This window comes from Planktothrix serta PCC 8927 (assembly GCF_900010725.2).
GTDB classification, from domain to species: Bacteria; Cyanobacteriota; Cyanobacteriia; order Cyanobacteriales; family Microcoleaceae; genus Planktothrix; species Planktothrix serta.
Genome location: NZ_LR734829.1, coordinates 55,906 through 74,903, shown reverse-complemented (window position 1 = coordinate 74,903; position 18,998 = coordinate 55,906). Strand labels below are relative to the sequence as shown.

Genomic DNA, 18,998 nt, shown 5'->3' with positions numbered 1-18,998 from the left:
TATCCCCATAAGTACGGGAGAGCCATGAGCGAACCGTAAGTAATGCGGGAAATGGTATAATGATTCACGTTCAGAAGTGCATGAATCCTATAAGGAATTGAGATGGATTACTCAGAAATAAATGACATTGAGCTTCTAGAGTTACTGTTGGCAGAAGAGGGAATTCAGCAGGAAACGGAACTTGGTGTCATTTCACGTCGCAGTCTGAGCGAAGCACCTGTTTCTTTTCAGCAAAGACGCTTGTGGTTTCTTTATGAGCTAGAACCTACGTCTTCGGCTTATAATATTTGTTCTGTGTTCAGTTTAAAAGGACGACTCAGGATTGAGGCTTTACAGTGGGCTTTTCAAGAATTACAGCAACGACATGAAATATTAAGAACGATATTTTTGAGTGTTGATGGGGAAGCACAACAAATTATTCATCCCCATGTTCTAACTGAAATTATATTTGAAGATGGCAGTGATAGCCAACAAGAAATCCTTAATTTAGCGCGATTGGAAGCTGAACATACCTTTAATTTAGAAACAGGCCCACTTATCCGTTTTCGAGTTTTCTGCCTGACACCAGAGCAATACATTCTGACTCTGACTCTCCATCATATTATTGCTGATGCTTGGTCTATTGGAGTGATTTTACAAGAAATCATAGCTCTTTACGAAATAAGCCTTAAAAAGGAGTCAATAAAGCTTCCAGATTTAAAAATTCAATACGCTGATTATGCTGCATGGCAACAAGAAAAAATGAATGGTTTGGCTTTAGCGGAGAGCCTTACGTATTGGGAAAAACAACTTGCTGAATTGCCCATTTTACAATTTCCTGTTGATTTTACTAGACCGCGATTACAAACATTTCGAGGTGATTTAGTTACATTTCAATTGCCAAGTAAGCTTGAAATCGCTATTCGTGAGTTCAGTCATAAACAAGGTACAACCTTATTTATGACGCTGATGGCTGCTTTTGCATCTCTCTTATCTCGTTACTCTGGGCAAGAGGATATACCGATCGGTACTTCTATTGCTAACCGTCCAGAAATTGAGACAGAAAAACTCATCGGTTTTTTCGTCAATATGCTAGTCATTCGCAATGATTTATCAAATAAGCCTAGTTTTCGGACAGTATTAAATAGAGTGAAATCAACAGTATTAGAAGCTTTTCAATATGCAGAAGTACCGTTTGAAACATTAGTAGAACGTTTACATCTTGAACGTGATACTAGCCGCAATCCTCTTTTTCAAATAGCTTTTACTTTGTTAAATGCCCCGAAAGCAAATGTTAATTTAACTGACTTGGAAATTTCGATAATAGCAACTCAAGAAGCAGCACGATTTGACTTGGAACTGTTTATCACTGAGAATCCAGAGAGTTTACAAGGAGTTTTATCCTATAATAGGGATTTATTTAGAAAAGAAACTATTGAAAGATTTGCGCGTCACTTTTGTAAATTAATAGAGAATTTAGTAGCACAACCAGATACGCCAGTCGATCGCGTCCCTTTCCTCTCACCAGAAGAATTGGCATCACTAATACCTACTCAACCAAAGGAAATTTTTCCTGTCACATCTTGTTTGCATGAAATTTTTAGACAGCAGGTAAAGTTACGTCCTCAGCAAACGGCACTAATTTTTGAGCAACAAACTCTTAGCTATGAACAACTGAATCATCAGGCTAACCAATTAGCCCATCATCTCATCAATCTCGGTATCAAACTAGAGTCAAGGGTGGGATTATGGTTGTCTCGTTCAATAGATTTAGTAATTGCTATTTTAGCTATCTTGAAAGTTGGGGGTGTTTACGTACCCTTTGACCCGGATTATCCGAGCGATCGCATTGCTTATATGCTCGAAGATAGTCAAGTTGCAGTGTTACTGACTCATACTGAGTTTCTCTCTTCAATTCCAGACCACACCGCAACTGTTGTTTTTATCGATAACTGTAAAGCTGAACTGGCAACCGCATCAATCAGGGAACCAGAAGTTTTTGTTCATCCCGATAATGCCGCTTACATTATTTATACCAGTGGCTCCACCGGACAACCGAAAGGAGTAGTTGTTACCCATCGTCATGTTGTGCGTTTAATGTTAGCTACGGAAAAATGGTTTCAATTTCATGATAGAGATGTGTGGACGCTTTTTCACTCCTACGCCTTTGATTTTTCTGTGTGGGAAATGTGGGGTGCGCTTTTCTTCGGTGGTCGTTTAGTCATCGTACCTTATTTAGTCAGTCGTTCTCCAGAAGAATTCTATCAACTGTTATGTGATGCTAAAGTCACAGTTTTAAACCAAACTCCTTCAGCTTTCCGTCAACTTATGCAAGCAGAAGAATTAATAAGTCGAGAAGGAGAACTAGAGTTACGCTACGTGATATTTGGTGGTGAAGCACTTGATTTAGCCAGCTTGGAACCTTGGTTTGACCGCCACGACGAAGAGTTTCCGTTGCTGGTCAATATGTACGGAATTACTGAAACCACAGTTCATGTCACTTACCGTCCAATTCGCTTACGAGATGTGAAACAGCGTCTCGGTAGTTTGATTGGAAAACCAATTCCCGACTTGTCTATCTACATCTTAGATGCTTACGGTCAACCAGTCCCGGTGGGTGTAGTTGGAGAAATGTATGTTGGTGGTGCCGGAGTCACTCGCGGCTATTTTAACCGTCCCCAATTAACTGCTGAACGGATGATTCCCAATCCATTTGTTCAGTCAATGGTCAACCATCGTCTCTACAAAACTGGCGATTTAGCCCGCTATTTAAATAATGGTGAAGTCGAATATATAGGAAGAAATGATCATCAAGTAAAAATTCGGGGTTTCCGAATTGAACTGGGTGAAATTGAAGCAGTAATTAAACGTCATTCAGGAGTACGGGATGCTTTAGTGATTGTCCGAGAAGAAAGTCAGGAAGATATCAGAATAGCCGCTTACGTTATTCCCCAAAACCAAAGTCAAAGTTCTGCGGTTTTAACACGAGAACAAACCCAAGAGTGGCAATATACTTTTAACGAAACCTATCGGGATAGTGACTCAGAAATTAACAGTGAAGCTTTTAATATCATTGGTTGGAATAGTAGTTATGATAATCAACCTATTTCTGCCGAAGAAATGCGTCAATGGCTTAATAACACCTTGATAAGAATAGAGGCACTTAAACCAAATCGGGTTTTAGAAATTGGCTGCGGTACAGGGATGATTTTATTCAAAATTGCTCCTCAAGTGCAGTCATATTGGGGAACTGATTTTTCTCAGGAAGCTATTAATCGGTTAAAAGATATCATTCACAAGCACTCTTGTTCTCAGGTCTATTTGTTACACAAGGAAGCTATCGATTTTTCGGAAATTCCTGAAGCTTATTTCGATACAGTTATTATTAATTCTGTCGCTCAGTATTTTCCATCTATTGAGTATTTACAACAGGTCATTTCAGGCGCATTGCAAGTATTAGTGCCGGGAGGTCGTCTATTTATTGGTGATAACAGAAGTTTGCCTCTTTTAAAGTATTTTTATAGCAGTATTGCTTTTTATCAAGCTGATGACACCATAGACAGGAAAAGTTTTCAAAATCAGATTCAACGCTTTATAGAAGAAGAAAACGAGTTGGTTATTGACCCAAATTTCTTCGTTAATTTAACAGATGTTTTCCCAATAGCAGCAGTGGAAATTCATCTTAAAGAGGAATCAAATTACAACGAATTAACGAAATATCGTTATGATGTTGTGCTGCATAAATCAGGTACGGAAGACCATGATTTTGTGGAAGTAAACTGGGAAGATTGGGAAATAAGTAATTCCGATTTAAGCGATTTAAAGAAGAGAATTATTTCTACCGATACAATTGGTTGGCGCTTAATTCCCAATAAACGGTTAATTCAAGATGAAGCGATTTATCAATGGATGGAAGGTTATAGTCATGAAAATAGTATTAGAGAATTACGAAGTTTGATCGAACATCTAGATGTAGAAAAAGCCGTTGACCCATCCTATTTTTATGGTTTGGCAAAGGAAATAGGTCGGGGAATAACCATAAGTTATTCTCAAGAAAATCACAGATGTTTTGATGTTTGTTTCTATCAAATAACAAGCAATAAACGCCGTCTGCCAATTATGCCAATTACTCAGAAAAGTTCTTCTCAAGCGACTCATGGTGACTCAAATGACCCCCTCAAGGGACGTTTGGTGAAAACTTTTATTTCTCAATTAAAAGAACAGGTGCGGCAACAACTCCCTGAATATATGTGTCCCGCCTCCTTTGTGCTGCTAGAAAGCTTTCCTATTACTCCCAGTGGTAAGCTAGATAGACGTGCTTTACCCGCACCAAAGCTAGAGTTTGTGATTGACAAGCAAGCTTTTGTTGAACCGAAAACTTCGACTCAAGCTAGATTATGCAAACTTTGGATTGATGTGCTAGGTATTGATAGAATTGGCATTACTGATGACTTCTTCCATTTGGGAGGACATTCCTTGCTTGCGACTAAACTTGTTTCTCGCATTCGCGAAGAGTTTAATGTAGCTTTACCATTGCGGAAGGTATTTGAGGCTCCAACGATCGCAAGTTTAGCAGATGCGATCGAATCTTTGGGAGATAACACACCTCCAGATATTATTCCTGTTATTGAAAACAAGGAAAACTTACCACTTTCTTTTTCGCAAACAAGACTTTGGTTCCTAGATTTGTTACAACCAAATAATCCGGCTTACAATATAGCAATTGCATTTCGCTTGGAGGGCGATTTAAATCTAGAAGCCTTACAGCAGAGTTTACAATTAATCGTTGAACGTCACGAAGTATTGCGTACAACTTTTGAAAGTTATGATGGAATTCCAAGACAAGTTATTCATAAATCTTACCAAGTTCCACTGACTGTTATTCAATTGAATGATGAAGCGTTAAAACTCGCAGTTCGTGAAGAGATAGTTCGCCCGTTTCATCTTGGTAGTTTACCTTTACTGCGTGTGCATGGTTATCAGTTAGCAGCAAATACCCATGTTTTTGTTTTAGTGATACATCATATTGTTTCTGATGGCTGGTCTTTGGGAGTAATGGTTAAAGAATTATCTTCATTTTATACAGCATTGTGTTTAGGAGATAACCCATCTTTGCCGCCTCTTCCTATCCAATATGGTGATTTCGCTCATTGGCAAAGAACTGCTTTTGCTCAAACAAAACTACAAGAACAATTAGCTTTTTGGAAAGACAAACTAGGTGGAGAAAGAGAGGTTTTAGAGTTACCAACTGATTATCCCCGTTCAGCAAACCCTCTTTATCAAGGTCGTGCTGTCTCTTTTACAATTAATCAGGAGATAGCTACCCAATTTCAAAAGCTATGCGAATCCCAAGGTGCTACTCTATTTATGGGATTATTAGGGGTGTTTAGCATCTTATTGATGCGCTACTCCAGCCAAGAAGATTTATTGATTGGCATACCAATTGCTAACCGCAATCGTAAAGAAATTGAAGGGCTCATTGGCTTTTTTGTTAATACGTTAGTTATTAGAAGTGATTTAAGTGGCAACCCTGATTTTTTAACCTTGCTATTAAGACTTAAAGAAGAAACTCTCCAAGCTTACGCAAATCAGGATGTACCATTTGAGAAAGTTGTCGAAGAAATTCAGCCAGAAAGAAGTCTCAACCATAATCCGTTGTTCCAAGTTATGTTTGTCTTGCAGAATGCTCCAATGGGTAAACTCGATTTGCCTAATTTGCAATTAACTCCTTTGGAATTAGAACAGACAACAGCGAAGTTTGATTTAACTTTGTTGATGTCAGAAACACAACAGGGACTTCAAGGGCAATGGGAATATAGAAGCGATTTATTTGATGAAGCAACTATAAATCGGATGGTGGGTCATTTTGAAACGTTACTAGAAAATATTGTAGCCTCTCCCAAACAACCTATTACTGAATTAACTTTACTGACAGAAGTTGAGCAACACCAGTTATTAGTTAAGTGGAATGATACTCAAATAGAATATCCTCAAGATAAATGTATTCATCAATTGTTTGAGGCGCAGGTAGAACAGACACCTGATGCTGTGGCGGTTGTGTATGAAACGGAACGATTAACTTACCGAGAATTAAATCGTCGATCGAATCAGTTAGCCCACTATTTGCAGTCTTTAGATGTAACTACAGATACCCTAGTTGGGTTGTGTGTCGATCGCTCTATTGAGATGATTGTCGGACTGTTGGGGATTCTGAAAGCAGGTGGGGCTTATGTACCCCTTGACCCAGAGTATCCCGAAGACCGCTTAAACTTCATGCTCCATGACTCCCAGGTGAAGGTGCTGCTGACCCAACAGCGATTCCTAGAACTTCTACCTCAACATCAGATGCGTATTATCTGTTTGGATAGGGAGTGGCAGGTGATTAGCCAATGGAGCAATGACAATCCCTGCACTCTTACAAAAGCTAATCATTTAGCATATCTCATTTATACTTCCGGTTCTACTGGTCAACCAAAGGGTGTGATGATATCACACCGTAGCCTTTGCAACCATACGTTCTGGATGCAAACAGAATTTTGCTTCACTGCAAACGATAAAGTTTTACAAAAGACTCCGTTTGGTTTTGATGCCTCAGTGCATGAATTCTATTCTGCTTTGTTAGTGGGTGGACAGTTGCTACTAGCTCGATCGGGAGGTCATACTGACCCGGATTACCTACTAAAATACATTGCTGAAGAGAAAATCACAACGGTTCAATTTGTGCCATCTTTGTTACAAGTCCTTGTGGAGCACAAAGGTATTGAAACCTGTAACTCTCTGCAACGAATCTTCTGTGGCGGGGAAGTCTTACCTGTTAGTGTCTCGAAAGATTTGTTAAGCAAACTAGATGTAAATTTGTACAATCTCTACGGTCCAACTGAAGCTTGTATTGACAGCACTTTCTGGAACTGTAGGCAAGAGATACCTGGACAAGTCATGCCTATTGGTCGTCCGATCGCGAATGCCCAGATATACATCCTCGATGCCCATCTACAACCTGTGCCGATAGGTGTACCAGGAGAATTGTACATTGGTGGTGCTGGAGTAGCTAGAGGCTACCTCAACCGACCTGAGTTAACAGGAGAAAAATTTATTCCCAATCCCTTCAGTTCTAATTCGGATTCTCGCCTCTACAAAACGGGGGATTTGGTTCGTTACTTGCCTAATGGCAATATTGAATTTTTAGGACGCAGGGACAATCAAGTAAAGATTCGGGGATTCCGCATTGAGTTAGGGGAAATTGAATCGGTATTGCTTCAGTTTCCACAGGTGCTTAATGCTGTTGTCATGACTTGTGCAGATTCGTCGGGTGGCGATCGCCTCATTGCCTACCTTGTTGCTAAGGAAAAACACTTACTTTCTCCCAATATCCTGCGGGATTTCTTAAAAAGAAAGTTACCTGATTTCATGCTACCGAGCAATTTTGTTATTCTAGATTCTTTCCCTTTAACACCTAATGGTAAAGTTGATAAAAAAGCCCTATCTACGCTGAAGATAGAAAGAAACATTAACTCAAATAAACAGATTTTACCCCGAACACCTTTAGAATATAAATTGCTGGGAATCTGGCAAGAAATACTACCATCTCGCTCTATTGGCATTACTGAAAACTTTTTTGATTTAGGTGGTCATTCCCTCTTAGCTATTCGCTTAATAGCTGCTATTGAAAAGCGACTAGATTACAGTTTGCCTGTTGTGTCTTTATTCCGTGAAGGTACGATCGAAAAAATAGCAGCCCTGTTAGAAGCTACAGAAAAGCCAGATGATTTAGATGTTCTTATTCCTCTACAGAGTCAGGGAAATCTCCTACCATTATTTCTTGTACATCAAGCAGGTGGCTATGCTTTATCCTATTCTTTACTCGCCCAAAGCTTGGGTCAAGAACGCCCAATTTACGCCTTGCAAGCACAGGGTTTAGATGGCAGACAGCCACCTCTAGAAACTATTCCAGCAATGGCTACGAGTTACCTAAAAGCCATTCGACAAGTTTTTCCAGATGGCCCCTATTTATTAGGAGGTCATTCATTAGGGGGATTAATTGCTTTTGAAATGGCTTACCAATTAGAAGCGGTTGGCGAGAAGGTTGAAAATGTATTAATTATCGATACTCATCCCCCACTACCCACGCCAGAAGTTGCTACTTCTTTACAAGATGATGCTGGTATTCTATGCTTCATGGTTGAACAGATAGGAATTCACTTTCACCAAAACGTAGCTATTTCTTACGAAGAACTTTCAAGTCTAGAAAAAGAAGCTCAATTTGAATTTGTGGAGCAAGTTTTGCGTCAATCTGAACTTATTCCTCCTGATTTAGGACGTGACTTCATTGCTGGGTTAGTTAATGTTTACAAAACGAATGTGCAAGCAAGTTTGTGTTATCAACCGCAATCTATTACATCTCGTATTTCTTTTTTCAAGACTCGATCGTTGGCAGAAAAATTTCCAGAAGATCGAACTGCGGGCTGGGGGAGTTTAACGACACAACAGGTGTCTGTTTATGACTTAACTGGTGAGCATCAGACCATTTTGACTGAACCTCATGTCAAAAAGCTGGCAGTGGAAATCTTAGCTGCAACAGCCCAATCCCCGCACCCTAATCATTGACACTCTCCCGTTAAGCTACGCTTTACGGTGTGATTCTTGTTTCACAGAACGGAGTCTTCTTGCTCCATTTAGATAAAGTATCCCTGACTTTGGTTCTTTCATTCCCACTAGCTTAGATCACACAAGGTTAACTTTGTCAAGGTCATTTAGGGAGAATTTTTACTTGGAAGTTTAAGCTTCTTCGTTATAAAATTTATTCGTGGCTAGAGTAATGCTTGAAAAGTGCTGAAATGCTTGTTTTACATAAATTTCTGGCATTTTCATGTTTTTTTACTCCCTGGTGTTTCAGATCTGTGAGGAGTTCGAGTGGTAGGAGTGCCATATGCGCTATTTTGAAGAATACTGTGAAATTCACTTAGATCCTAAAGTTGCACCTTATACTTGGGTTTTTAGAAGCGACGAAAAAATTCGGATTATATTTGGTGTTCACTTATCAAAACATCCTGTTTGTGGTCAGGTTGCCTATGAGTTGAATGATGGACAGGGATATTGTGATATAGACCGCATAACAGCACAAACAGAAGGCACAACAGCAAATGGCTTTCAGATGTTTGCAGTGGTTCTACCGTCGGTGAGTAATGGGGGTGGATATCGCTATAAATTAGGTTATGTAGATGCCCTGGGAAATGAACATACATCTAATCGCTCACAGTTTTTGTTTGTCTGTGATGAGGCACCCCGTTCAGTGACGGAAATCTCATCTGAGTTTTTAGGTTATGTGAATGGGCGGGCTTTACATGGACCAAAGCCAAAGGTGAGTATAACACCAAGTCCTGATGTTTGGGAAAAGCGTCTGTTCTACTCTATTATCATTGACCGATTTGCTCGCCATGCAAACAGCTATCGTGCTGGAATGAGTGCAGTTGAATATGACCCCACTTGTCCTTATGCCAGTCATGGTGGTACAATCAGGGGTCTGATTGAGAAGATAGGTTATCTCAAGGCATTGGGAGTTGGAGCAATTATACTTAGCCCCATCTATGTCAATGCTACAGATGGATATCATGGCTATCATCCGATTCACTTGTTGATGGTTGACCCCCGCCTCGGTACACTTGAGTGTTTGCGAGAGCTAGTCACTGAAGCACATAAAGCTGAGATCTACGTTATTTTAGATGTTGTCAATAACCATATTGCAGATAGCATTAACTGGGAACACTATGGTGGGCCTCCGGGTGGGGAATTTAAGTATATACAGGGCGATCGGGATGCAGTTATGCCTTTTCCCATAGAAGCACGCAATACATCCCTCTTTCATGGACCAAAATATACTGACATGGTGAATCAAAGGCTTTTTGGCTTCTTGGAAGATTGGCGCACCGAAACCAGCTATGTGAGAGAATTACTCATTCAACACCTAAAATACTGGATTTCTGAAACAGATATTGATGGCTTGCGCTACGATTCCGCTCGTCATGTTGGTCTGGATTTTTGGGAACCTTGTGTAGAAGAGATAGAAAGGTATACGAGCTATCTTGGCAAAAATAAGTTCCTCCAGATAGCGGAACACGCTGGGAGTTGTCACGAAGAAGTCATTGAATACAATAGTGCCAAATTCACCAATTTTATAGATTACCCAACTTACTATAATATCAAAGAAACTTTAGATAATGTGAATTGGTTAAAGAGCTTGGCAGATTATTTTTGTGGTTTTCTCGCACCACAACAACCATATTTTACTGGTTGGCAGCAAAATATTATGTTCCTTGACAATCAAGATACAACTCGGATTTTTCATCAATTTTTGAGTCGTCTGGAAAACTCAGAGGATGCTAGAGTCCAGTTACACTTTGGTCTTGCTTGCTTGATATTAGGACCGCAAATACCTTCTATCTATCAAGGAACAGAACAAGAATTTTCTGGTGCTTTAGGGTTACATCAAAAACCGAATACAGGTGAATGGATTGGTCACGATTGCTACGTGCGAGAAGATATGTTTGAGAACCCGGCTTGTGTGTGGCAGTTTGGGCCAATTAATCGCCCAACTTTTGCAGCATATAGTACACAGCACCCAACTTTTTTACTGATTCAAAAACTTGCTGAAATCAGAGGACAAAATTCAGTCATTCAAACGGGAAACCGTACTCTATTATATTCCGGTAATCAAGGTCTATGGTGTGTGCTTATTCATGGTGCAGATAATGAGCAGCCACTATTTGTGGCAATGAATTTGGGGTCAACACAAGTCTTTGAAGAAGCTTGCCCAATTCCTAAAATGTATGGTAATTTTTGTAAGTTTAATGCACTAATGACTACCGCAGGTGGAGAGTTAAACTTGGTCGAAGGTGTTTTAAAAATTAGTCTTCCATCATTTACATTTGTGCTAGGAAGGCTTTTGTCTTAAGCAAGGTCGGGCAATTCATGGCATTGATAATAACTAAGAAAAAGTAGAGTTTTGAAAGGATTAGCACGCAATGAATCAAGTATTACCACTAACAATAAATCAAAGAGAAATCTATATCGAGCAAATGATGTGGCCGGAAGGAACCCATCTAAATATAGGGGCAACTGTAACGGTTCATGGTGCTTTTAATATTGAAGTTTTTAATGAGGCGATGAACAGAGTTATTTGTTATCATCCAGGCTTACGGACACGAATTTATGAATTAGAGGGAAATCCTTTACAAACTATTGCACTGCACAAAGACACAAGAGTAAAATTAGTGGATTTTTCTACTTATGAAAATAGTGAGGAGCAGGCTGAGGATTATATAAATAAGCAATTCATTCAACCTTTTCACTTTGGCAAGGATGCTTGCCTAGTAGATTTTCAGCTTATTCGCACAAGTAGCCAAAAACACATTATTTTTGCCAAATATCATCATACGATTACGGACGGTTGGGGAACTGCTATCTTTTTTCGAGAAGTTATTGTAACTTACAACCAGATATTGAAAGATGGCGTAGCTACACAAACGCAAAAAGATTGGAGTTTAGTTGAGTATCTTCAGCAAGAATCAGAATATTTAAAATCCGATAATTTTCAGCGCGATCGCGATTATTGGATCAAGCGTCTTCAGGGTCTTTCTCCCAAGCTTTTTTCCCAAATTCAACCTCAAAAATTAATTGGTCAGCGTCAATCAATCTACATTTCTCGACAAACTTACGATCGCGTAAGTTCCTTGTGTTTGGCAATTCAATCAAATATTTTTCATTTCATTTTAAGTATACTGACAATTTGTTTAAGCAATCGCTATGAAAAAAAAGATTTAGTCGTCGGTTTATCACTTTTAAATCGCAATAAGAAAAACTTTAAAGATGCCATAAATTTATTTGTTAGTACCATCCCCTTTCGCCTAAAAATTGATGATAACGAAACCCTCCACCAGTTCTTAGATAATATCCGCGCTTTGCTACGACAAGATTATCGCCATCAACGTTTTCCTCTAGCAGAAATGAAACGACTGACTGGTTTACACCCCAATAGTAAAGAACATTTCTTTGAGGTTTATCTATCCTACGAAAAACATGATTATAACGAAAACTTTGCCAATACTCAGACAAATTGTGTTCCATTGTATAGCGATCAACAAAGATTACCACTGATTGTTTATATTCGTGAATACAAAGAAGACACTGATATTAAAATTGATTTTGACTATAACCTTTCTTATCTAGATTATCAAGTAGTCACAGAAATACTTAGCAACTTCCAAAATTTATTTAATCAAGCTATAGAGAATCTGGAACAAACAATTTCTAGTCTTTTGGTGAAGTTACCTCAAACAAATCACTCTATCATTCTTCAACCTCAAATTTCCCTAACTCCAGTTCTAAGTGAAACCCTAATTTCCGCCTTTGACCGCATCGCTTGCCAATATCCAGAAAATATAGCCGTTCAATTTAATAAAACAACTCTCACATATACCGAACTCAATAGGAAAGCAAATTGTTTAGCTAATTACTTAATTAGTCAAGGAGTTAAGCAAGGATTGCGAGTAGGTATATGTTTAGAACGTTCAGAAAACATAGTTGTTGCAATTCTTGCCATCCTCAAAACAGGTGCAGCTTATGTTCCCATCGAACCTGATTCTCCAACAGCCCGTTTACAACTAATTCTCCAAGATAGCGGAATTTCGGCACTGATATGTGAAGAAGCTCATGTTTCTCAATTTGCTCAACAGCAAATATTAGCCTTTACTCTAAATTCCATAGCCAACGAACTGACAGAAACACCAGATATTTCCCCACAAGTTCTCCTCAAACCAGAATTTCCTGCTTATGTTATTTACACTAGCGGCACCACTGGTACACCTAAAGGTTGTGTTGTCACCCATGGGAATGTTATCAGGTTAATGCGTTCCACAGAACATTGGTTTGGCTTTAACAACAAAGATATATGGACGTTGTTTCACTCCTTCGCCTTTGACTTTTCTGTGTGGGAATTATGGGGTGCTCTACTTTATGGAGGTAAGGTGATTATTGTACCCTTCTGGCTAAGTAGAGCGACAGAAACCTTCCGAGAATTTCTCACAACAGAAAAAGTGACTGTCCTTAATCAAACTCCTTCCGCTTTTTACCAACTGATTCGTGCTGATGAAGCTAGTGGTGGACAATTAGCGTTACGCTATGTGATTTTTGGTGGAGAAGCGTTGGATTTATCTAGCCTGCATCCCTGGTTAGAACGGTATGGCGATCGATCTCCCCGTTTAATTAATATGTATGGGATTACGGAAACCACCGTCCATCTGACATATCATCCTATTTCTCATCAAGATTTAACAAGAGTTGTTCCGATTATCGGTAGAGAAATCCCAGACCTTTGTATATACTTACTTAATGAAAAACAAGAACCTGTTGCTGAGGGACTACCAGGGGAAATTTATGTTGCAGGCGCAGGAGTCAGTTACGGTTATTTGAATCGTCCCTCATTGACAGCCGAAAGATACTTACCAAATCCTTTTGGCGAAGGCAGACTATACCGTAGTGGAGACTTAGGGCGGCGAATGCCGAATGGAGAATTAGAATACTTAGGACGGATAGACCAACAAGTTAAAATTCGGGGGTTTCGGATAGAATTGGGAGAAATCAAAGCAGCACTAACATCCCATTTTCAAGTGCGAGAGGCGCTCATTTTAACAGATGAATGGGAAGGAGAAAAGCGTTTAGTTGCTTACTATGTTCCTGGGGAAAGCAATCCCACAGCATATCAACTAAGACAGTATCTTAAAACTAAGTTGCCTGAGTATATGATACCAGCAGCTTATGTGAGTTTAGAGACCTTCCCCCTTAATATTAATGGCAAAATTGATACCAAAGCGTTGCCTGCCCCAGATTGGAACAGTTTAAGAGAAGAAGAAAAATATGTTGCAGCCCGTAATGTTGATGAAGAGTGCTTAAGTGCAATTTTTGCCGAAACATTGGGAATAAAAAAAGTAGGAATTGATGATAACTTCTTTGATATCGGTGGCGATTCAATTTTAGCTTTGCAAGTTGTCGCCAAAGCGAAAAAGGCAGGTTTTGCCCTCTCGACCAGAGAACTTTATGAGTCTACCACAGTACGCCAGTTGGCAACGAAAAAAGCAGCAGTGACAGTAACAAATTCAAAGGATGTTCTCGTTGCAGACCTGCTCTCAGTCGAAGATAGAAAAAATTTACCAGAGGAAGCAGAAGATGCCTATCCCCTCTCTAGTTTACAGGCGGGGATGGTCTATCACACAGAAAGGCATCCCACGAGCGCGATTTTTCATCAAATTTTTACCTTTGATTTAGTTATGAAATATTCAGAAATCGCCTGGGAAAAAGCGATAACTGATATTTGTCAAGCCCATCCTGGATTGCGAACTTCTTTTCATTGGATAGGATACACCACTCCCATCCAAATTGTTCACCGGGAAGTAGAGCGACCCTTAACAGTTGTGGATTTGCGTCATTTTCCTGGGAATGCCCATCAACAAGTTGCAGAATGGATTGAAACAGAGAAAAACCGACCTTTTGACATCACCAAACCACCTCTTTTCCGTTTCCAAATTCATAGACTCTCTGATACAGAACTCAGTTTCAGCTTTAGCTTTCATCATGGAATTTTAGATGGGTGGAGTGTGGCGACGTTATTGACCCAACTGTTACAACGTTATGTCCTATATCTAGAAGCAGGAGAAATGGGAACTGTACCAGGGTTACAAGTTCCTCAAATGAGTTATAAAGATTTTATCGTCCAAGAACAACAAGCAATTGCATCCCCAGAACAGCAAGAATTTTGGCAGCAGCATCTTAATCACCTAGAAATAACCACCCTACCTCGTCTACCATTAGTAAACACTGGCAACCTCGCTCAACGTCAACTCAAACGCTTATCCATCACTATTGATCAGGAAGTAACTGACTCTCTGAGAAAACTATCTAAAAGAGTTGGAGTCCCTCTCAAAACGTCACTTTTGGCAGTGCATCTGCGGGTTCTCTCCTTTTTAACTGGACAAAAAGAAGTCGTTTCGGGTAACGTTATCAATAGCCGACCTGAAACCCTCGATAGTAAGAATCTATTAGGTTTATTCGTGAACACAGTACCATTTCGGATATCTTTAAGCGATGGGAGTTGGCTAGAATTAATTCAGGACGTATTTCGGGCTGAAAAAGAAATTTTTGGCTACCAAAGTTTCCCTCTTGTGGAAATGCAGCGCCTCATAAAAAAGCGCCCACTATTTGAGGTGGGATTTAACTATGTGCATTTTCATGTCTATGAAGGATTGCTAAATTTACCACAAATTCAAGTGCAAAATGTGGAAATTTTTGAAGAAACAGACTTCCCCTTCTTGGTAGAGTTTTGTTTAGTTCCAGGAAGTACAGCACTGCAATTGAATTTAATCTACGATACGCAACAGTTTGATACTTTACAAATTCAGCAATATAGTAAGTATTATCAGGCAGCACTCAATGATATTTCAGCTTACCCTCAAGCTTTGTATGGTAGACGATCGCTAATTACCGCACAAGAACAGCAACATTTACTAGAACTAGCTTCTAGCAACACCGCTTCTATCAAAACCACAGAAACCTTAGTCTCAGCCTTCGAGCGAGTCGCCGCTAAATATGCAAACAAAATTGCCATAACTTGGCAAGAAACAACCCTTACATTTGCTGAATTAGAAATCCATGCTAATCGCCTTGCTCATTATCTCCAAAAACAAGGTGTAGCAAGAGAAAGACTGGTCGGATTGTGCTTAGAGCGATCGCCACAAATGGTTATAGCCATATTAGCCATCCTCAAAGCAGGAGGAGCTTATGTTCCAATTGACCCCAGTTACCCAAAAGAGCGGATAGAATTTCTCTTACAGGATAGTGGTATTATTATGCTGCTTACACAGAAAGAAGTAGTTTTACAACTTTCTGGATGTCAGACTCCTATCATTATCCTCGAAGACATAGAGAGAGATTTGCTTGCCTCAAGCACCGAATCCTTGGCAGTGCAAATATTACCAGAAAATCCAGCCTATATTATTTATACAAGTGGTTCCACCGGGAAACCAAAAGGATGTATTGTCACCCATGCTAATGTGATGCGCTTATTCAAAGCAACAGAATCATGGTTTGGGTTTAACAGCGAAGACGTTTGGACACTCTTTCATTCTTACGCATTTGACTTCTCCGTTTGGGAAATTTGGGGAGGACTGCTGTATGGTGGTCGAGTAGTAATAGTACCCTACTGGATAAGTCGTTCACCACAAGACTTTTTACAACTGGTGCAACAGCAAGAAGTAACAGTTTTGAATCAAACACCCTCAGCCTTTAAGCAATTAATTCAAGCAGCAACAGACAAAAAACCAGAAAAGCTCTATTTACGCTACATCATTTTTGGTGGAGAAGCCTTGGAACTAGCCAGCTTACAACCTTGGATTGAGTTGTATGGTTGCCAACAGCCAAAATTGATTAATATGTATGGCATCACCGAAACTACAGTTCATGCAACCTATAAAAAGTTGACGGAAGAAGATAAGCTCGTTAGTAAAGGTAGTGCGATCGGTCAATCCATCCCCGATTTAAACATCTATATTTTAGATGAGAATCTAGAACCAATGCCGATAGGCATTCCTGGGGAAATCTATATTGGGGGTGCAGGAGTAACACGGGGTTACCTCTCTCAACCTCGTCTAACAGCAGAAAGATTTGTTCCCAATCCCTTTGCTCAAACTCCAGGTTGCCGTCTCTATCGTAGTGGTGACTTAGGGCGGCGATTGCCAAACCGTGAAGTAGAATACATTGGTCGGGCTGACCAACAAGTTAAAATTCGGGGGTTTCGGATTGAACTAGAGGAAATCACTGCCGCCCTCAAAACTCACCCCCAAGTAAAAGAAGCCGTAGCCACAGCCCAACCAAGTGCCAACGGTCATCATCAGCTTGTTGCCTATTTTATCTCAGATACCAAGGAGGACTTGAGAACGACACTACCACAATTTTTAAAGAGTAAGCTACCAGACTATATGATTCCATCTGCCTTTGTACCACTGAAAGTTATGCCATTAACAGTTAACGGTAAACTAGACCAGAACGCCTTACCAGAAGTAGATTGGAATTGGACAAACCCATACTTAGCACCAAGTAACGACCAAGAAGCAACAATTTGTTCGCTAATGGCTAGTTTATTAAAAATAGAACGAGTAGGAGCTAGCGATGATTTCTTTGAAATTGGCGGCGATTCCCTGCTTATAACCCAATTAGCCATGCGTCTGCGTCAGACTTACCAAACCGAATTTTCCCTGCCCCAATTGTTTACCCACCGCACCCCACAAGCAATTGCTCGCTTACTCCCAACTTCTGCAACGGGGCAAAAAACAACCACCAATATCCCCAAAGCAGAACGCCAACGCCGTTTTATTCACTTAAGTGATGATGGCTTATTTCAAAAAGGAGACTCAAAACCATGAATACTAACGAACAAGATGACAACACGATATATCTCGTAGTGGTCAATCATGAAGAACAATATTCAATTTGGCCAAAATGGAAACAAGAATTACCATTAGGATGGAAAAGTGTTGGTAAAGAAGGTTTTAAAAAGGAATGTTTAGACTACATTGCCGAAGTATGGACTGATATGCGTCCTTTAAGTTTACGTCAGGCAATGAAAGAATCTGAAGAAGTTTCCCATTAAATTCTATTACCGTCATCCAACTGGCGGAGTGTCGGAAACTGATATCCAATCAAAGGTATTATCAACAGGAAAAAACCAACAATGACAAAGAGTAAACCAATACCACGACCTGGACCTGAGCCAATTAACTGACCGACCAGTTCTTTAGACCAAGGACCATCAAAAGCCATCAAAGGCTCGAAAATATAGTCAGCTAAAGGCCCAGCAAAAAGTGCTGCTATTGGTATAGCAGCACCCGATATTGCACCTGTTAAAGCAAAAACTCTTCCTTGGACATTTTCAACGACTCTTGTTTGAAAGAAGACTTGCACTAAGCCATTAAGAACAGGAGTAATGAAGAAGAATAATAAAGTAGAAAGACTAATTTCGATAAGAGAGGGACGAAATCCAGCAAAAGCAATACATAGCCCACTCAACGACATAGCAAATAGAACTAGGTTAATTAAGTTTTGTAAATTATATTTCCAAGTACTCATGACTATACTACCCAAAAGCATACCAACACCGCCGAGGAATGTGATTTTTCCCAAATTGCTTGGAGTCGTCATACAAAGAATTAGAGGGTAAACTAATACACTTACGAAGCCAATCAAGAATTGGTAAATAGTGTAGAGAATCAGAAAGCTCGGTAGACCGGGACAATTAATCAAATAAGTCCAGCCATAAACTATTTTTTCCCAAAAGGAAGTAGAATGAACATTCTCACCAATATCATTTGTTTGACTTATTTCACCAAACCGTAGTAAAAACAGAGGAACAAGGGCAATGATTAACGCAGATAAGTCTATCATAAGAATACCTTTTAGGCCGATAAAATCCAATAGAATCCCTGCAATTAAAGGTGAAATAATTTGCTGAATACCTATTCCCAATTGAACCATACCACTAGCTCTTCCTAAATCCTCCTGAGAGACTATAGAAGTAATGGCAGTTTTATAAGCAGGTGCATGAAAAGCACCAATGAGGGAAGCAAAGATATTTCTCAAATAGATGTACTCAATTTGTAGTTGACCACTGGTCACGATGAGTATCAAAATTAGACTAGATATACCTGCAAAAAGATGAGTGATAATCATTGTCCAACGACGATTCCAATGATCCACCAATGTTCCTGCTACAGGAGAAATGATAACGAGTGGAACTGTAGACGTAATTATTAGGAAGGCAAATTGAGTGGCTGAACCAGTTTGCTTAAACACGGATATATCGAGAGCAAAACCAGTCATCCAGATACTAATTAGAGACACTAGCTGACCGAACCAAATAAATGTAAAAATACGCATTTTTTTTGGGGACGAATTTTGGCAAGCAAAATTCATTGTAGCTT

The 18,998-nt window shown here is 39.7% G+C and carries 5 protein-coding genes; 4 read left to right on the top strand and 1 reads right to left on the bottom strand.

Annotated features, from left to right (window positions below):
• Nucleotides 1-102 precede the first annotated feature (102 nt).
• The 4 genes from PL8927_RS02460 to PL8927_RS02445 all read left to right on the top strand — a co-directional run bounded on the left by PL8927_RS02460 (nucleotide 103) and on the right by PL8927_RS02445 (nucleotide 17,671).
• On the top strand, nucleotides 103-8,583 hold the full coding sequence (locus PL8927_RS02460; RefSeq protein WP_083617271.1) for a non-ribosomal peptide synthetase: 8,481 nt from the start codon (nucleotides 103-105) through the stop codon (nucleotides 8,581-8,583).
• 322 nt (nucleotides 8,584-8,905) lie between these two features.
• The gene (locus PL8927_RS02455) at nucleotides 8,906-10,927 is read left to right on the top strand and encodes an alpha-amylase family glycosyl hydrolase (RefSeq protein ID WP_083617268.1); all 2,022 of its coding nucleotides are present in this window, start codon (nucleotides 8,906-8,908) and stop codon (nucleotides 10,925-10,927) included.
• A 70-nt stretch (nucleotides 10,928-10,997) separates the two neighbouring features.
• The gene (locus tag PL8927_RS02450; RefSeq protein ID WP_083617265.1) at nucleotides 10,998-17,444 is read left to right on the top strand and encodes a non-ribosomal peptide synthetase; all 6,447 of its coding nucleotides are present in this window, start codon (nucleotides 10,998-11,000) and stop codon (nucleotides 17,442-17,444) included.
• Nucleotides 17,441-17,671, top strand: coding sequence for an MbtH family protein (locus PL8927_RS02445; RefSeq protein WP_083617262.1), 231 nt, complete (start codon nucleotides 17,441-17,443; stop codon nucleotides 17,669-17,671). Before PL8927_RS02450 ends, PL8927_RS02445 begins: the two co-directional genes overlap by 4 nt.
• On the opposite strand, the gene PL8927_RS02440 is transcribed toward PL8927_RS02445, so the two are convergent.
• Nucleotides 17,668-18,954: an MFS transporter gene (locus PL8927_RS02440; RefSeq protein WP_083617260.1), complete on the bottom strand. Its 1,287-nt coding sequence runs from the start codon at nucleotides 18,952-18,954 to the stop codon at nucleotides 17,668-17,670. The genes PL8927_RS02445 and PL8927_RS02440 overlap by 4 nt on opposite strands.
• Between the last annotated feature and the right edge of the window lie 44 nt (nucleotides 18,955-18,998).